Source organism: Microbacterium sp. MMO-20, from assembly GCF_037147735.1.
Classification (GTDB): Bacteria; Actinomycetota; Actinomycetes; order Actinomycetales; family Microbacteriaceae; genus Microbacterium.
In genome coordinates this window covers 17734-32682 of sequence record NZ_JBBCUU010000008.1, presented here as the reverse complement: position 1 = coordinate 32682, position 14949 = coordinate 17734, and the positions used below count along the sequence as shown (strand labels likewise).

Here is a 14949-nt window from a genome sequence, read left to right as displayed (position 1 = left end):
AAGGGTCGACCATCAGGGTCGCGCCCTGGGTGTGCCGGATCTGGTGCTTGGATCTGACGTGGCCCCTCAACTAATACTGGTGTTCGAGTCGCCCGGTAAGCACGAACTCGAAGTGGGACTGCCGGTCGTAGGGCCTACGGGCATCCGAGCGCTCGAGTTCCTCATGCCGGGTGGATTGCCGCCGCAATCTCTGGGCCGATTCGTCAAGAACCGCCACGAGTGCAACGACGGGCGCGTAGCTATCATGAATGTCAGCAATGTTCCACTCCAGCGCGAATCCCTCGAGCCGATAACACCGACAGGGCTTGGTGATGGCGTCAATCGCGATTCTTGGGACCTACTTAGGTCCGCGCGTAGGCACTGGGGTGGGCGCAGCGCGCAGTCTCAGTTCGCTGCAGTCAACGAACTGACCACGCTTCTGCGCGGTCAGTTTCAACGCAGAGTCGCTGTCATCGACCCCGAGGCGTCAGCGCTCGTCGTGCCGTGGGGAGCTGTTGCGAGGCGATTCTGCGCTGGGTTGAGGACAGTCTTTGCGGGCGACGTTCCTCATCCGTCGCCATCGAACCCCAGGTGGAACTCGTGGGTCATCGCCAACAACGGGACGGCGACGATGTTGAGGATGAGATTTGCGCAATCCACGGCCGTGGGCGCGTCGATCGACGATCGCTCCGACTTGTCTTCGGGCGACGTAGTAAGGGAGTAGAGCCCGGTTAGGCTGGACGCCATGCGCCGCGGGAATTTCCAAGAGGGCACGGTCGACTACGCCGCCGTCGGCGCGACGGGGGCGGCCGACCTCATGAGCTATCCGCCCGAGCGCAGCATCCCGGCGGAAGCGTCGTGGCGGCTCGGCAGCGGCGAGGCACGGTTCGAGAGCTCCGCCGACGCCCTCCTCTCCTGGACGGCGCTGCGTGGTGCGGGGCTCTCACTCGGCGATGTGCGCCCGGCCGCCGGCCCGATGTACTCCGGCGTGGGCTTCGACGCGGAAGGGGCGCCCATTGCGCCCAGTCGCCTCGAGGCGGAGCAGCGGTTCGATGGGGACGGCACTCCCTACGTCGCCGCGGGCACGACGATCCGCGTGCACGGTCGTGTGAAAGGGATGAATGCCGACGGAGAGCTCCGTGTCATCTCCGCCACGGAGGAGCCGCGTCGCGTCGCCTTCTCGCTCGGCACGGTCGGCGGCTCGGTCGTCAGCGGCGAGGAGTCATTCGCGATCGAGTGGGACGACAGTGACGAGGTGCGCTTCGTCGTGCGCGCGTTCGACCGGCCCGTCGCCCTCGCGTACCGTCTTCTGCCGCCGCTCGTGAAACGTCGCCGCGCCGCGCTCTTCCAGGGGTATCTCCAGGCGATCTCGCCGCTGTACTCCACTCCCGCCTGATGGGTTCGGCTCTTCCCCTCGGCGACCCGGCGCCTGCAGACGGCGCGCTGCCGACCGACATCGCGGTCGATCCAGGGGTCGATTTCGGCGTGTATCTGCACGTCCCCTTCTGTCGCGTGCGCTGCGGGTACTGCGACTTCAACACCTACACGGCGACCGAACTGCGCGGTGCGCGTCAGGATGCGTACGCCGACGAGGTCCTGCGCGAGATCGCGTTGTCGCGGGATGTGCTCGCTGCGCGCGGGCCGCTGCGCGCGGCATCCACGGTGTTCTTCGGGGGCGGAACGCCGACGCTGCTGCCGGCCGGCGACCTCGCTCGCATGCTCAGCAGCGTCCGCGACACGTTCGGACTCGCGTCGGACGCCGAGGTCACCGTCGAGGCGAACCCCGACACCGTCACCCCCGCGCTCGCCGACGAGCTCGTCGCCGCCGGCGTCACGCGTCTGTCGATCGGTATGCAGTCGGCCGTTCCGCATGTGCTCGCCGCGCTCGACAGGACGCACGACCCGGCGAACGTCGGCGCCGCCGTCGCCGCCGCGCGCGGTGCGGGACTCGACATCAGCGTCGACCTCATCTACGGGGCGCCGGGGGAATCGCTCGGCGATTGGCGGATGTCCGTGGAAACGGCGATCGCACTGGCTCCCGACCACATCTCCGCATACGCCCTGATCATCGAAGAGGGCACGCAGCTGCACCGGCAGATCCGCCGCGGCGACGTCGCCGCCCCCGACGACGACCTGCAGGCCGACATGTACGAGCTCGTCGACGATCTGCTCGCGAGCGCCGGGTTCGCGTGGTACGAGGTGTCGAACTGGGCGACCTCGCCCGCGCACCGATCGCGGCACAACCTCGCCTACTGGCGCGGCACCGACTGGTGGGGCTACGGGCCCGGTGCGCACAGCCACGTTTCGGGGCTGCGCTGGTGGAACGTCAAGCACCCCGCGGCGTACGCGCAGCGGCTCGACGCCGGCGAGTCTCCCGCCGCGGCGCGCGAGCGCCCGGACGCCGCCGCGCGGCGGCTCGAGGACGTGCTGCTGCGGTCGCGGATCGCCGAGGGCATCGCAGTGTCGGATCTTCAGGGCGAGGGGCGGCACGCCGTGGCATCGCTCATCGCCGACGGTCTCATCGATGGCACCGCGGCCGTGCGTGGCCGCGTCGTCCTCACCCGCCGCGGTCGTCTGCTGGCCGACGCCGTCGTGCGCGCCCTGACCTCCTGAGTGCGAACCTCAATCCGGGAGGGAATCCAGAGCATCGGCGCGGCGCAGCGCGGTGACGCGCGGTGGGACGTCGTACAGCTGGACTTCGCGTCCGGCGGCGTGACGAGGCCACCCCGGGTCGCCGGTCCGCGCCACGCGTACCCAGTCGGCGTGCATGCGGGCGGCGAGCTCGCGCGGAGCGTCGGGTCCGACGACGGTCTGCGAGTCGGATGCCTCGAGACGGTCGAAGACGAAGCCGATGTCGATCGCGTGCGCGGCCCGCAGGTCGCGGACGGGGCTCGGCCAGGCGAGTTCGTAGAAATAGGTGGGGGCGGTGCGCGCCGCGGCGACACGCGCGGCGGGCCCGCGCAGCAGGCGGTCCGTCACGATCTGGCCGAGGATCTCGCCGGCTGACGCGCCGGGGAACGCGGCGCGGTACGCGCGCACGGCGCGCCGCGGCACACCGGTCGCGAGGCGCGCGAGCGTGAGCTTCAGGGCACTGATCCCCGCGAGCTGTTCGGGAGTGAACCACAACCGGTACTCGTCGGTGTTGGTGCCGATGACGAGAGGGATGTCGACCGCCCGCAGTGCGACGTCGGGCGAGACGGGCATCGTCTCGGGGTCGATGGCGAGCGCGTAGCCCGGGGTGCCGGAGAGAGGATTCGAGCCCTCCGCGAGGCGCCGTCGCGCGTCGAGAAGCGCGCGCGGCGACACGCCCGCGAACGCCTCGCGTGTCGCGGCGAGCCCGAGCTCCTTCGCGAGGGCGCGGGTCACGCGTCCCGCACGCTCGGGTGTGACGGCCTCGAGAGGGCCCGACTGGATGATCGCGGCGACGGGAATCGTCGCGGTGTCGGGCCGCGACAGGAGCGCCGCGACGAGGGCGCCCCCCGCCGACTCGCCCGCGATCGTGATGCGCTCGGGGTCACCGCCGAACCGTGCGATCTCGGATCGCACCCAGCGGAGCCCCGCGGCTGCATCGGACAGGCCGAGGTTGCGCGGCGCGGCCTCCAGCACCGAGAACCCCTCGGCGCCGACGCGGTAACCGATCGATACGAAGACGACGCCGTCGCGGGCGAAGGTCGTGCCGTCGTAGGCGGGGAGGGCCGGTGTGCCGCGCTCGAGCGCGCCGCCGTGGTACCAGACGAAGACGGGCAGCGCGGCGCCCGTTCCGGCTGCGTCCGCCGGTGCCCACACGTTCGCCGTCAGGATGTCGTCGCCGGGGATGTCGACCGAGCCGAGGAGCGCGCCGAGCGCGCCGAAGTACGGGTCCTGCGGCGCGGTCGGGCCGTGTTCCGTGGCATCTCGCACGTCGCTCCACTCCGGAACCGCCTGCGGCAGCGCGAATCGGCGCTCGCCGAACGGGGGGAGTCCATACGGGATGCCGAGGTAGCGGTCGACACCGCCCTGCCGCGTTCCGCGCACCGCGCCCGTCGTCGTCGTGACGGTGGGGTGGGGGTCGGCATCGGCGCGCATACGGCTCATCGTAGGACGACCGCGATAGGATTGGCACTCGATAGTCGGGAGTGCCAGTCAAGAGGAGGGGTCATGGTCTCGGAGCGCGGCCTGCAGGTCCTCCGCGCCATCGTTCAGGATTACGTCGACACGAACGAGCCGGTCGGCAGCAAGACGATCGTCGATCGCCACCAGTTCGGCGTCTCCGCGGCGACGATCCGCAACGATATGGCCCTCCTCGAAGACGAAGAGCTGATCGTCGCGCCGCACACCTCCTCCGGGCGTGTCCCGACCGACAAGGGCTATCGCGTCTTCGTCGACCACCTGGCCGAGCTGCGACCGCTCTCCAGCGCCCAGCGTGCGGCGATCTCGACGTTCCTGGCGGACCCTGCCGACCTCGACGACCTCCTCATGCGCACCGTGCGCGCCCTCACGCAGCTGACGGGCCAGGTCGCGATCGTGCAGTACCCGTCCTTCGCGCGGGCCAGCGTCTCGCACGTCGAGTTCGTGCACCTCGGCGGTGCGCGCGTCGTCGTCATCGTCGTGACCGACACGGGGCGCGTCTCGCAGCGGGTTGCGTTCCTGCCGTACGAGCTCACCGAGACGGATGCCGCCGCCGTCAAGCAGGCCATCGCGACCCTCGTGACCGGCAAGCCCGTCGCCGACGCGGCGCAGGCGATCGCGGAGCTCGGTGCGAAGCCTTCTGCGGCATCCGGCACCGTCGATGTCGCCGTCCGGGTCGTCGCACGGATCGTGGCGGAGGAGCTCGAGGACTTCCGGCAGGACAAACTCGTCATGGCCGGCAGCGCGACGCTCGCTCGTCGCGAGGGTGACTTCCGCGGGAGCATCTATCCCCTCCTCGAAGCCATCGAGGAGCAGGTGACGCTGCTGCGCCTCATGGGCGAGATGGTCGCCGACGACAAGGGGCTCGCGGCGAGCATCGGGCGCGAGAACGCCGACTTCGGCCTCGCCGAGGCGTCGGTGGTCACGAGCGACTACGACGGCGCCGGCAGCCGTGCGCGCGTCGGTCTGCTCGGCCCCATGCGGATGGATTACCCCACCAACCTCGCGGCGGTCCGCGCCGTCGCGCACTACCTCAGCCGTCTGCTCGATGAGGACGACACGTCCCGTTGAGTCCCGAGTAGACACAGACACCGACGGAAGACACGCCGCGCCGGGCGCGGTTCAGGAAAGGCGATTGTGGCCGACCACTACGAAGTTCTGGGCGTTTCGCGTGACGCGTCACCCGACGAGATCAAGAAGGCCTACCGCCGACTCGCGCGGGAGCTGCACCCCGACGTGAACCCGGGCGAAGAGGCATCCGAACGCTTCAAGCTCGTGACGCACGCCTACGACGTGCTGAGCGACCCCGAGCAGCGGCAGCGGTACGACATGGGCGGCGACGGGTCGGCGTTCGGCGGGGGAGCGGGCGGCTTCGGCGGGTTCGGCGACATCTTCGAGACGTTCTTCGGCGGCGGTGGGGGTGCCCGGTCGGGCCGACCACGCTCGCGGCGTGAACGCGGCCAGGACGCGCTCGTCCGCGTCACTCTCGACCTGAAGGATGTCGTGTTCGGTACCCACCGCGACCTCGAGGTCGACACGGCCGTTCTCTGCGAGACGTGCCAGGGCTCGTGCTGCCAGCCGGGCACCCAGCCGGTGACGTGCGACATCTGCCACGGATCCGGTCAGGTGCAGCGCACGGTGCGGAGCCTGCTCGGCAACGTCGTCACGTCGCAGCCGTGCACGACGTGCCAGGGCTACGGCACCACGATCCCTTATCCCTGCGCGACCTGCCAGGGGCAGGGGCGGGTGCGCGCCCGCCGCACGGTGTCCGTCGACATCCCGGGCGGCGTCGAGACGGGGCTGCGGCTGCAGCTGCCGGGCTCGGGAGAGGTGGGGCCCGCCGGCGGCCCCCACGGCGACCTGTACCTCGAGGTCACGGTCGCACACGACGAGGTGTTCAGCCGGGAGGGCGACGACATCCTCGCGACGCTCGAGGTGTCGATGCCCGACGCGATCCTCGGAGCAAGGACGACGATCACCTCGCTCGACGGGGACGTGGACCTCGAGGTGCGCGCCGGCGTGCAGTCGGGCGACGTCCTGACGATCAAGGGGCGGGGCATCACACCGCTGAGAGGTGGCACCCGCGGTGACCTGCGGGTCGGCGTGCAGGTCGTGACCCCGACGAAGCTCGGACCCAAGGAGCGCGCGCTCATCGAGGACTTCGCGAAGAAGACGAAGGCGCCCGCGCCTCAGCTCGCGCAGTTCCACCAGGGACTGTTCGCCAAACTCCGCGACAAGTTCCGGGGCTGAGAGCGAGGCTTCCATGGCACTGCACTTCCTCGTCGACGACGTCGCGGCCGGCGACTCGATCACGCTGACCGGTGCGGAGGCGCACCACGCGGCGGTCGTGCGGCGTGTGCGCGTGGGCGAGGAGGTGACCGTCGGCGACGGGCGCGGCGTCTGGCTCGTCGGCCAGGTCGAGGACGTCGCGCCGAAACGCGTCACGGTGCGGGTCATCGCGCGGCGCGAGATCGCGGCCGCCTCCCCTCGCCTCGTCCTCGTCCAAGCTCTCGCGAAGGGAGATCGGGATGAGCTCGCTGTCCAGGCGGCGACCGAGCTCGGCGTCGACGAGGTCGTACCGTGGCAGGCGGCGCGAAGCGTCTCGCGATGGACCGGCGACAAGATCGCGAAGGGCCTCGCGCGCTGGTCGACGATCGTGCGCGAGGCGGCGAAGCAGGCGCATCGGGCCTGGGTGCCGCCCGTGACCGCCCCCGTGACGACCGCGCAGCTCGCCGCCCGGGGCGGCGCCCGGCTGCTCGTGCTGGAGCCGACGGCATCCCTCCCGCTGTCACGAGTCGTGGTGGATGCCGACGACCCCCGAGAACTCGTCCTCGTCGTCGGTCCCGAGGGGGGCATCGCCCCCGAGGAGCTCGACGCACTCGCCGCATCGGGTGCCGAGCTCGTGCGACTCGGGGACACGGTGCTGCGCACATCGACCGCAGGCCCCGCAGCCCTCGCCCTGCTGAACGCCCGCCTCGAGCGCTGGTGAGGCTTCCTCGCCGAGACGCGCTCCCGGCGCCCGGCCCCGCCGATATCGTGTGCGGCCCGGGCACCCCGACCGGGTCTCACCCGCGCGCCATAGACTGGACGACATGAGCGAGCCGTCGATCTTCACTCGGATCCTCGAGGGTGAGATTCCCTCGGAGATCATCGCCGAGACAGAGAACGTCTTCGCGATCCGCGACATCGCGCCCCAGGCACCCGTGCACCTGCTCGTGATCCCGAAGGACGCGCAGTACCGCAACGTCGTCGAGCTCGCCGCGGGCGACTCGGCCCTTCTCACCGAGATGATCGGCCTCGCGAACTCGCTCGCCGCGGAGCACGGCGACGGCGACTTCCGCCTCGTCTTCAACACCGGTGCCGGTGCGGGGCAGACGGTGTTCCACGTGCACGCGCACGTTCTCTCCGGCGGCCTGGAGGAAGGGAGACTCGGTGGCTGACGATCGCGACGTCACCGAGACCATCTACGCCGACGGCGTCGCGATGGTGCAGCTGCTCGGCCCGCAGGATCGCCTCCTTCGCGTCGTCGAGCGCGAGCACCGTGACGTCCAGGTGCACGTGCGCGGCAACGAGATCACACTCAGCGGATCAGCCGATGCCGTCGCCCGGGCCCGCGCGCTCGTCGAGGAGCTCATCGCTCTCTCCCGCACCGGTCAGGGGCTCGATCCTTCCGATGTGGTCTCGAGTGACCGGATCCTCCGGACGGAAGGCGGTCCGCGTCCGTCCGAGGTGCTCGGCGAGGCGATCCTGTCCTCCCGGGGCCGCGTCATCCGGCCGAAGACGCTCGGCCAGAAGGCGTACGTCGACGCCATCGACGAGAACACGATCACGTTCGGCATCGGCCCCGCGGGGACGGGCAAGACCTACCTCGCGATGGCGAAGGCCGTGCAGGCCCTGCAGCGCAAAGAAGTCAGCCGCATCATCCTCAGTCGGCCCGCCATCGAGGCGGGGGAGCGCCTGGGATTCCTGCCCGGCACCCTCACCGACAAGATCGACCCGTACCTGCGCCCCCTCTACGACGCCCTCAACGAGATGATGGACCCCGAGATCGTGCCGAAGCTCATGGCATCGGGCACCATCGAGGTCGCGCCGCTCGCGTACATGCGCGGCCGCACGCTCAACGACTCGTTCGTCGTGCTCGATGAGGCGCAGAACACGACACCCGAGCAGATGAAGATGTTCCTCACGCGGCTCGGCTTCGGCACGCGGATGGTCGTCACGGGCGACATCACGCAGATCGACCTCCCGCAGGGGGCGTCGGGGCTCCGCCTCGTGACGCGCGTTTTGAAGGACATCGAGGACATCCAGTTCAGCTATCTGACGAGCGACGACGTCGTGCGGCACACCCTCGTCGGACGCATCGTCGACGCCTATACCGAGTACGACGAGCAGCGCCTCGCGTCGCGGCGCGAACGCGACGAGGCGGCGGCGTTCGTGGCATCCAAGGATCCCGCGAATCGTGCCGAGCGTCGTGGACATACCTCGCGGCCCGGCGGACCCCGAGACCATCTCCCCAAGCGAGGCCTGTCATGACGATCGAGATCACCAACGAGTCCGGCGTGGACGTCGACGAGACAGTGCTCCTGCGCCTGACCGAGCACAATCTCGCCGAGCTCAACGTGAGCGCGGATGCCGACGTCGCGATCCTCCTCGTCGACGAGGGTGCCATGGAGGCACTGCACGTGCAGTGGATGGACGAGCCGGGACCGACGGACGTGCTGAGCTTCCCCATGGACGAGCTGCGCCCGGGCACGCAGGAGCAGCCGACGCCCCCGGGCCTCCTCGGCGACATCGTGCTGTGTCCGCAGGTCGCCGAGACGCAGGCGCAGGCGGCGAAGCACTCGACGCTCGATGAGCTGATCCTCCTGACGACCCACGGCACGCTGCACCTGCTGGGCTTCGACCACGCCGAACCGGCCGAAGAGCGCGAGATGTTCGGGCTGCAGCGCGAACTGATCGCCTCGTTCCAGGCGACCGAGCGTCGACGACGCGCATGACCGCGACGCTGCTCCTCGTGGCCGCGGCGTTGCTCGTCGGCCTCGGCGGCCTGATGGCGGCCCTCGACGCGGCCCTCGGGGTGACGGGGCGCAGCGACCTCATCGACTCCGCGGCGACCGGCCGCAACGGCGCAGCGCTCCTGCGTATCGCAGCCGACCCCGAGGCGCACGGGAATGCGGTCGTCTTCATCCGCATCCTCGCCGAGACGACGGCCGCGGTGCTCGTCACGGCCGCGTTCACGTCGCTGTTCGACAGCATCTGGTGGGCGATGCTCGCCGCGGCGATCCTCATGACGGCGGTTTCGTTCGTGCTCGTCGGCGCGAGCCCGCGCGCGGTCGGTCGCCAGCACGCGCGGGGACTCCTGCGCGCCTTCGCGCCGGTCGTGCGCGGAGCGCGCATCATCCTCGGCCCGCTCGCGCACCTCCTCGTCGTCGTCGGAAATCGCGTGACGCCGGGCGTCCCGCACGGCACGTCGTTCGCCAGCGAGGAGCAGCTCCTGTCGATGGTCGACGAAGCCGCCTCGCAGGATCTCATCGAAGAGGACGACCGCGAGCTCATTCATTCGGTCTTCGACTTCACCGATACATTCGTGCGCGAAGTCATGGTGCCGCGCACCGACATGGTGACGATGGATGCCGCCGCGACGACTCAGGAAGCTATGCAGCTCTTCCTCGATAAGGGCGTCTCCCGCGTTCCCGTCGCCGACGGCGAGGCCGACGACATCACGGGCGTCGTGTACCTCAAGGATCTCGTGCAGTTCGCGTTCCGCGACGAGTCGGCCTGGCGCGACGCGCCCGTCGCGCAGATCGCCCGCCCCGCGGTCTTCGTGCCCGAGTCGATGAAGGCCGAGACGCTGCTGCAGCAGATGAAGCGGGATGCCGTGCACGTCTGCCTCGTCGTCGACGAGTACGGCGGTGTGTCCGGTCTCGTCACGCTCGAAGATCTCATCGAGGAACTCGTCGGCGAGATCGCCGACGAGTACGACCCACGTCAGAGCGAGGTCGTCGACCTCGGCGACGGACGCTACCGCGTGAGCGCGCGGCTCGGCCTCGATGAGGTCGGCGAGCTGTTCGGAATCGACCTGGAGGATGACGACGTCGACTCGATCGGCGGCCTTCTGGGCAAGCTTCTGGGTCGCGTCCCGCTGCCGGGCGCCACGGCTCGTGTCGAGGCCGCCGGCGGCGCTCTGCTCCTCACCGGCGGGACCTCACGCGGGCGGGGGCGCGGTCTCGCGACGGTGTTCGTCGAGCGCATCGAGACGGTCGACGACGCCGAAAGCGGCGCCCTCGGGCGCGCCCCCCGCACGGGGGCGATCCCGGTCCCGACGAGTCCGTCACAGAGGAGTGACCAACGATGAGCGTGCACAGATCCGGTTTCGTGACCTTCGTGGGGCGGCCGAACGTGGGCAAGTCCACCCTCACCAACGCTCTCGTGGGGGAGAAGGTCGCCATCACCTCCGACAAGCCGCAGACGACCCGCCGCGCCATCCGCGGCATCCTCAATCGGCCGGGCGGGCAGCTCGTGATCGTCGACACCCCCGGCATCCACAAGCCGCGCACCTTGCTCGGGCAGCGCCTGAACGACCTGGTCGAACAGGTGCTCGGGGACGTCGACGTGATCTGCTTCCTCGTCCCCGCGACCGAGAAAGTCGGACCGGGAGACCGGCGCATCGCGGCGTCGCTCGACGGCTATCCCCGCGCCAAGAAGGTCGCGGTCGTCACCAAGACCGACATCGCCTCGCGCGATGAGATCACGGAGCGGCTCATGGAGGCCGACAGCCTGCGCGAGGACTGGGCGGCCGTGATCCCGCTCTCGGCGGTCGCGGGTGAACAGCTCGACGTCCTCGCCGACGAGCTGTTGAGTCTCATGCCCGAGGGTCCCGCCCTGTACGAGGACGGTGTCGTCACCGACGAGTCGCTGGAGGATCGCATCGCGGAGATCATCCGGGAGGCTGCCCTCGACGGCGTGCGCGACGAGCTCCCGCACTCGATCGCCGTCACGATCGACGACATCGCCGAGCGCGACACCGGCTCGCTGACCGACATCTACGCGAACATCGTCGTCGAGCGCGACAGTCAGAAGGCGATCATCATCGGCCACAAGGGCTCGCGGCTCGCGTCCGTCGGCGCACGCGCCCGCGCGCAGATCGAGCCGCTCGTGGGGACGAAGGTGTTCTTGAAGCTCCACGTGCGCGTCGCGAAGGAGTGGCAGCGCGATCCGAAGCAGCTCGGTCGCCTCGGGTTCTGATACCGTCGCGATCCACATGAGAGGAGACCATTCGTGTCCTATCCGACGAACGACCTTCCCGTCGCCGCCTCTGCGAGCGTTCCGCCCGTCCTCTACCTTCCGCTGAGCGCCAGCTCGACTCCAGGGCAGCAGCTGGTGGAGATCCGCGAGCTGCGGGACGGCCGGAAAGCGCTCCTCGCCTACACCGCGCTGGACCGCCTGCTGACGCTCGCGGGCGATCGTCAGCCGTGGGTGCTGATGCGCACCGAGGACCTCTCCCAGGTGATGCGCGAGCAGCCGTACGACGTCGTCGTCTTCGACCTCGAGATCCCCGCCGCCTACCGACGCGATGGGGTGATCGCATGAGCCGGATCGCGATGGATCGCGAGGTGATGGCTCGCCACGTCGAGGTGCACGAGGAGGTCTCCGAGATCGTGAAGGGCAAGCTCGACGGCATCCCTTCCGCGGTCGACGGCGGCCTCGCATCCGACAGCATCGCGGCGATCCTGCAGCGGGTGGGGAACGGCGTCGACGCGCTCTACCGCATCAACGGAACGCTCGGCGAGATCGTGAAGGCCATCTCCGACGACTCGGTGCGCACCGAGGAGGATGCCCTCGAGCGGCTCGCCCCTGTCGCGCGCGAGCTCGAGGAGCTCGGTTCGTGATCGACACGACGACCAAGGGCGATCCCGCTCAGGTGCGCGCGGCGGCGGAATGGCTCGATCCAGCGCTCAAGGATGCCGCGGACACCGTGTCGAACGGTGCGGCGCTCATCCCGGTCGCCGTCCGTTCGCACTGGTTCGGCGAGTCCGCCGACGCCTATGTCTCGAGCCTGTCCGACCTCGGCGACGCTGCCGACGAGATCGTGCCCTTGGCCCGTGACGCCGCCGAGAAGCTGCGCTCCTACGCTGGTCAGCTGGAACGGATGCGCGACGCGTTCGCGGCGCACCGCGAGAAGGCGTCGGGTGCCGGCATCGCGGTGCAGGGGATGGTCATCCAACGCCCTGTCTCACTGGTTCCGGTGTGCCCGGCCAGCCGTGACGACCCGTACTGGGACGAGTGGCAGGGTTTCCTCGATCAGGTCGACATCTACAACGACATCGCCAAAGATGTGGGCGAGTGGTGGGGCGAGCTCGAGGTGTGGATCGCCGACAACCTCGATGCGTTCCTCGCAGGGATGCCGCAGGAGACGCTCGCCGATCGGATGCTGGAGGGCTTGCGTGTCGTCGCGGGCGAAGTCCCGCGCGGATACCTGGACGCGACCGCGATGGCCTGGAGCCTCACCGCCGACGATCTCGTGACGCACGCCGAAGGTCTCCGCGCCGATGCGTCCACGTACGTTCGTCAGCTCCGCTCGGGCAACCCCGCGATCCGGGCGGCGGCGGAAGAGGCGAATCCTCGCGGACTGCGCTGGGCGGCCGACGAGGCCGAGGACCTCGCGCGACGGCTGTCGCGCCTCGGCAAGGCGGTCCCGGTAATCGGGTGGGGCATCGACATCTGGTCGCTCGGGTCCGCCATGGAAAGCGGCGACGACCCGTCGTCGACGGCCGTCAACATCGCGGGCGGCATCGTCGGCGGGGTCGCAGCGACGGCTGCCGTCGGCGCGCTCGCGGCCGCCGGCATCGTGACCTTGCCGGTGTGGGGGACGGCGCTCGTCGTCACGGGAGCGGCGGTTGCTGTCGGTGCGGGAGCGGTGTGGGCCTACGAGAGCTGGGTGCCGCAGGACGTTCGCGAGGCGATCGACGCCGGCATGGAGCAGGCGTGGGATGCCACGACCGACTTCGCCGAGGATGCATGGGAGAACACGACCGACTTCGTCGGTGATGCCGCACATGACATCGGCAAGGCATGGAAGGGGGTCTTCGGATGACCCGTCCCCGACCGCAGACCGTCTGGGTACCGGGCCGCCGCGGCTGGGAGGGGCAGCAGGGATCGCTCGCCGGCGTCCTGACACTCTTGGCGATCCTGGGCGTCGCCGTCGCCGGCGGCATCCTCGTGTGGCTGCTCGACCCGGCGCCCGCCATCAAGACGATGGGGGCGGTGGCGCTCGTCGCCCTCGCCCTCGGCGTCTGGTTGCTCGTCATCCAGCTGCGAGTGGAGCGGGTGCGTGTCGTGCGGGTGGCGGTCGACGGTGAGAGCGCGCGATTCGCGGGTGCGGCCGAGACTCGCGGCGTGCTCGGACTGCTCGGCGTCGCCGGCATCGCACTGCTCGCCGCGTGGGGATGGACGCTCGTGAGCGTCACCTCGACCGATGTGCCCATCCTGACCCTTCTGCTCGTTCCGATCGTCGCCGCGCTTCTCGTCTACGGCGGCGTCCGCGCGTGGCTGGGCGGCGACGGCGCCCACGTGCTGACGCTCCGACCGGACGGTCTCACGCTGAAGATTCCGCGGAGCGGGGTGAACGCGCCGTGGACGGACGTTTCAGGTGCCCGACTCGTGGACAACCGCGTGCAGGTGAGCCTGGAGGGCGGCGGAGCCGCGAGCTTCGCTGCGCGCGATCTCGCGAGCGACCCGGTCATTCTTGCGGAGCTGATCACTTACTACGCGCGGGTTGCCTCGGCGCGTGCCGACATCGGCGAAGGAACGCTCGCGGTCCTCCGCAGCGGCGAGTTCTGAGCGAGGAGATAGCCATGGCACAGCAATGGATCGCGACCGGTCCCGGCGGCCCCGAGACGTGGCAGTTCGTCGACGCCGACGTCCCCGCCCCCGCGGCGGGTGAAGTCACGATCCGCGTCGCGGCCGCCGGCGTCAACCCCGCGGACGCGAAGCACGTCGCCGTCGAGCGCGGTCAGCGCTGGCCGGTCGCGATCGGTTACGAGGTGGCCGGCACGATTTCAGCCGTCGGCCCCGGCGCTCGTATCGGCTCGGGCGAGGTCGCCGTGGGCGACGAGGTCCTCGCCTTCCGGGTGCAGGGCGGCTACGCGACGGATCTGACCGTCGACGCGTCGAAAGTGTTCCACAAGCCGGCATCGCTTTCGCACCCCGAGGCCGCGAATCTGCTGCTCACCGGCACGACTGCTGCTGAGATGCTCGATGTGGTCGACGCCCGCGCGGGGGAGACGATCGTCGTGCACGGTGCCTCCGGGGCCGTGGGCGTCAGCGTGCTCCAACAGGCCGCCGCTCGCGGCATCCGAGTGATCGGCACAGCCTCTCCGTCGTCGTTCCACCGGGTGCGCCTGTTCGGTGGGGTGCCGGTCTCCTACGGAGCCGGGTTGCGCGAGCGCATCTCCTCGGTCGCTGAGGGCGCGCGAATCTCCGCGGCGCTCGACGCGATCGGTACGGCCGAGGCGATCGACGTCTCGCTCGAACTCGTCGCGGACCGGTCGCGCATCGTCACGATCGTCGATCCCGCGCGCGCCGCAGAGGACGGCTTCCGCTGGATCGCCGGTGCCCTGCCCGCGAGTGCCGCCTACCGGGATGCCGTTCGGCCGGACATCATCGCCGCCGCAGCGTCCGGTGCATTGCTCGTCCCGATCGCACGCACCTATCCGCTCGCCGACGCGCGGGAGGCTCTCGCCCTCCTTGCCGCGGGGCATCCCGGGGGAGCACTCGCCCTCGTACCGTGAGGCCGTGCGTGGAGCGGGACCGGAGGGGTGTACTCTGTCAGCATGCGCTTCGGCCAGCTCCTTCTTAGCTGCC

General features: G+C 70.1%; 17 protein-coding genes. 15 read left to right on the top strand and 2 right to left on the bottom strand.

Annotated elements, in window-relative coordinates; genetic code table 11:
* Positions 1-546: 546 nt before the first annotated feature.
* Complete coding sequence (locus WFI52_RS10980) at positions 547-726, bottom strand: hypothetical protein (RefSeq protein WP_336626929.1); 180 nt, start codon at positions 724-726, stop codon at positions 547-549.
* Between WFI52_RS10980 and WFI52_RS10975 the strand changes: the two genes are divergently transcribed.
* Both WFI52_RS10975 and hemW read left to right on the top strand, forming a co-directional pair.
* A complete protein-coding gene (locus WFI52_RS10975; protein ID WP_336626928.1) occupies positions 725-1375 on the top strand; it encodes a DUF1990 family protein in 651 nt (216 codons plus the stop codon). The genes WFI52_RS10980 and WFI52_RS10975 overlap by 2 nt on opposite strands.
* Positions 1375-2592, top strand: coding sequence for a radical SAM family heme chaperone HemW (hemW, locus tag WFI52_RS10970; protein WP_336626927.1), 1218 nt, complete (start codon positions 1375-1377; stop codon positions 2590-2592). Before WFI52_RS10975 ends, hemW begins: the two co-directional genes overlap by 1 nt.
* A 9-nt stretch (positions 2593-2601) precedes the next feature.
* Here the strand turns inward: hemW and WFI52_RS10965 are convergent, their stop codons facing one another.
* Positions 2602-4044 (bottom strand): carboxylesterase/lipase family protein, encoded by a 1443-nt coding sequence (locus WFI52_RS10965; protein WP_336626926.1) that lies wholly within the window; start codon positions 4042-4044, stop codon positions 2602-2604.
* A gap of 72 nt (positions 4045-4116) precedes the next feature.
* Between WFI52_RS10965 and hrcA the strand changes: the two genes are divergently transcribed.
* From hrcA to WFI52_RS10900, 13 genes are all read left to right on the top strand, one after another.
* Complete coding sequence (hrcA, locus tag WFI52_RS10960) at positions 4117-5157, top strand: heat-inducible transcriptional repressor HrcA (protein ID WP_336626925.1); 1041 nt, start codon at positions 4117-4119, stop codon at positions 5155-5157.
* Between the two features lie 66 nt (positions 5158-5223).
* Positions 5224-6336: a molecular chaperone DnaJ gene (gene dnaJ / locus WFI52_RS10955; RefSeq protein ID WP_336626924.1), complete on the top strand. Its 1113-nt coding sequence runs from the start codon at positions 5224-5226 to the stop codon at positions 6334-6336.
* A gap of 13 nt (positions 6337-6349) precedes the next feature.
* Positions 6350-7075 (top strand): 16S rRNA (uracil(1498)-N(3))-methyltransferase, encoded by a 726-nt coding sequence (locus tag WFI52_RS10950; protein ID WP_336626923.1) that lies wholly within the window; start codon positions 6350-6352, stop codon positions 7073-7075.
* Positions 7076-7178: 103 nt separating this feature from the next.
* Positions 7179-7526: an HIT domain-containing protein gene (locus tag WFI52_RS10945; RefSeq protein ID WP_336626922.1), complete on the top strand. Its 348-nt coding sequence runs from the start codon at positions 7179-7181 to the stop codon at positions 7524-7526.
* A 43-nt stretch (positions 7527-7569) separates the two neighbouring features.
* Positions 7570-8619: a PhoH family protein gene (locus WFI52_RS10940; protein WP_336627040.1), complete on the top strand. Its 1050-nt coding sequence runs from the start codon at positions 7570-7572 to the stop codon at positions 8617-8619.
* Entirely contained in the window at positions 8616-9083 is a 468-nt protein-coding gene (gene ybeY, locus WFI52_RS10935) for an rRNA maturation RNase YbeY (protein WP_336626921.1), read from the top strand. The genes WFI52_RS10940 and ybeY overlap by 4 nt, the downstream gene beginning before the upstream one ends.
* Positions 9080-10441 carry a hemolysin family protein gene (locus WFI52_RS10930; RefSeq protein ID WP_336626920.1) on the top strand — a complete coding sequence of 454 codons (1362 nt, stop codon included), beginning with the start codon at positions 9080-9082 and terminating at the stop codon, positions 10439-10441. Before ybeY ends, WFI52_RS10930 begins: the two co-directional genes overlap by 4 nt.
* The gene (era, locus tag WFI52_RS10925) at positions 10438-11331 is read left to right on the top strand and encodes a GTPase Era (protein ID WP_336626919.1); all 894 of its coding nucleotides are present in this window, start codon (positions 10438-10440) and stop codon (positions 11329-11331) included. Before WFI52_RS10930 ends, era begins: the two co-directional genes overlap by 4 nt.
* 33 nt (positions 11332-11364) lie before the next feature.
* The gene (locus tag WFI52_RS10920) at positions 11365-11676 is read left to right on the top strand and encodes an SAV_915 family protein (protein ID WP_336626918.1); all 312 of its coding nucleotides are present in this window, start codon (positions 11365-11367) and stop codon (positions 11674-11676) included.
* On the top strand, positions 11673-11975 hold the full coding sequence (locus tag WFI52_RS10915; RefSeq protein ID WP_336626917.1) for a hypothetical protein: 303 nt from the start codon (positions 11673-11675) through the stop codon (positions 11973-11975). The genes WFI52_RS10920 and WFI52_RS10915 overlap by 4 nt, the downstream gene beginning before the upstream one ends.
* Positions 11972-13180 (top strand): hypothetical protein, encoded by a 1209-nt coding sequence (locus WFI52_RS10910; protein WP_336626916.1) that lies wholly within the window; start codon positions 11972-11974, stop codon positions 13178-13180. The genes WFI52_RS10915 and WFI52_RS10910 overlap by 4 nt, the downstream gene beginning before the upstream one ends.
* Positions 13177-13926 carry a hypothetical protein gene (locus WFI52_RS10905; protein WP_336626915.1) on the top strand — a complete coding sequence of 250 codons (750 nt, stop codon included), beginning with the start codon at positions 13177-13179 and terminating at the stop codon, positions 13924-13926. The genes WFI52_RS10910 and WFI52_RS10905 overlap by 4 nt, the downstream gene beginning before the upstream one ends.
* A 14-nt stretch (positions 13927-13940) precedes the next feature.
* On the top strand, positions 13941-14876 hold the full coding sequence (locus tag WFI52_RS10900; RefSeq protein WP_336626914.1) for a quinone oxidoreductase family protein: 936 nt from the start codon (positions 13941-13943) through the stop codon (positions 14874-14876).
* The last annotated feature ends 73 nt before the right edge of the window (positions 14877-14949 follow it).

What these genes read in the sequence shown, in the direction of transcription:
- WFI52_RS10975 (WP_336626928.1), top strand. Translation starts at nt 725, where the DNA reads ATGCGCCGCGGGAATTTCCAAGAGGGCACGGTCGACTACGCCGCCGTC.
- WFI52_RS10980 (WP_336626929.1), bottom strand. Translation starts at nt 726, where the DNA reads ATGGCGTCCAGCCTAACCGGGCTCTACTCCCTTACTACGTCGCCCGAA.
- hemW (WP_336626927.1), top strand. Translation starts at nt 1,375, where the DNA reads ATGGGTTCGGCTCTTCCCCTCGGCGACCCGGCGCCTGCAGACGGCGCG.
- WFI52_RS10965 (WP_336626926.1), bottom strand. Translation starts at nt 4,044, where the DNA reads ATGCGCGCCGATGCCGACCCCCACCCCACCGTCACGACGACGACGGGC.
- hrcA (WP_336626925.1), top strand. Translation starts at nt 4,117, where the DNA reads ATGGTCTCGGAGCGCGGCCTGCAGGTCCTCCGCGCCATCGTTCAGGAT.
- WFI52_RS10950 (WP_336626923.1), top strand. Translation starts at nt 6,350, where the DNA reads ATGGCACTGCACTTCCTCGTCGACGACGTCGCGGCCGGCGACTCGATC.
- WFI52_RS10945 (WP_336626922.1), top strand. Translation starts at nt 7,179, where the DNA reads ATGAGCGAGCCGTCGATCTTCACTCGGATCCTCGAGGGTGAGATTCCC.
- WFI52_RS10940 (WP_336627040.1), top strand. Translation starts at nt 7,570, where the DNA reads ATGGTGCAGCTGCTCGGCCCGCAGGATCGCCTCCTTCGCGTCGTCGAG.
- ybeY (WP_336626921.1), top strand. Translation starts at nt 8,616, where the DNA reads ATGACGATCGAGATCACCAACGAGTCCGGCGTGGACGTCGACGAGACA.
- WFI52_RS10930 (WP_336626920.1), top strand. Translation starts at nt 9,080, where the DNA reads ATGACCGCGACGCTGCTCCTCGTGGCCGCGGCGTTGCTCGTCGGCCTC.
- era (WP_336626919.1), top strand. Translation starts at nt 10,438, where the DNA reads ATGAGCGTGCACAGATCCGGTTTCGTGACCTTCGTGGGGCGGCCGAAC.
- WFI52_RS10915 (WP_336626917.1), top strand. Translation starts at nt 11,673, where the DNA reads ATGAGCCGGATCGCGATGGATCGCGAGGTGATGGCTCGCCACGTCGAG.
- WFI52_RS10905 (WP_336626915.1), top strand. Translation starts at nt 13,177, where the DNA reads ATGACCCGTCCCCGACCGCAGACCGTCTGGGTACCGGGCCGCCGCGGC.
- WFI52_RS10900 (WP_336626914.1), top strand. Translation starts at nt 13,941, where the DNA reads ATGGCACAGCAATGGATCGCGACCGGTCCCGGCGGCCCCGAGACGTGG.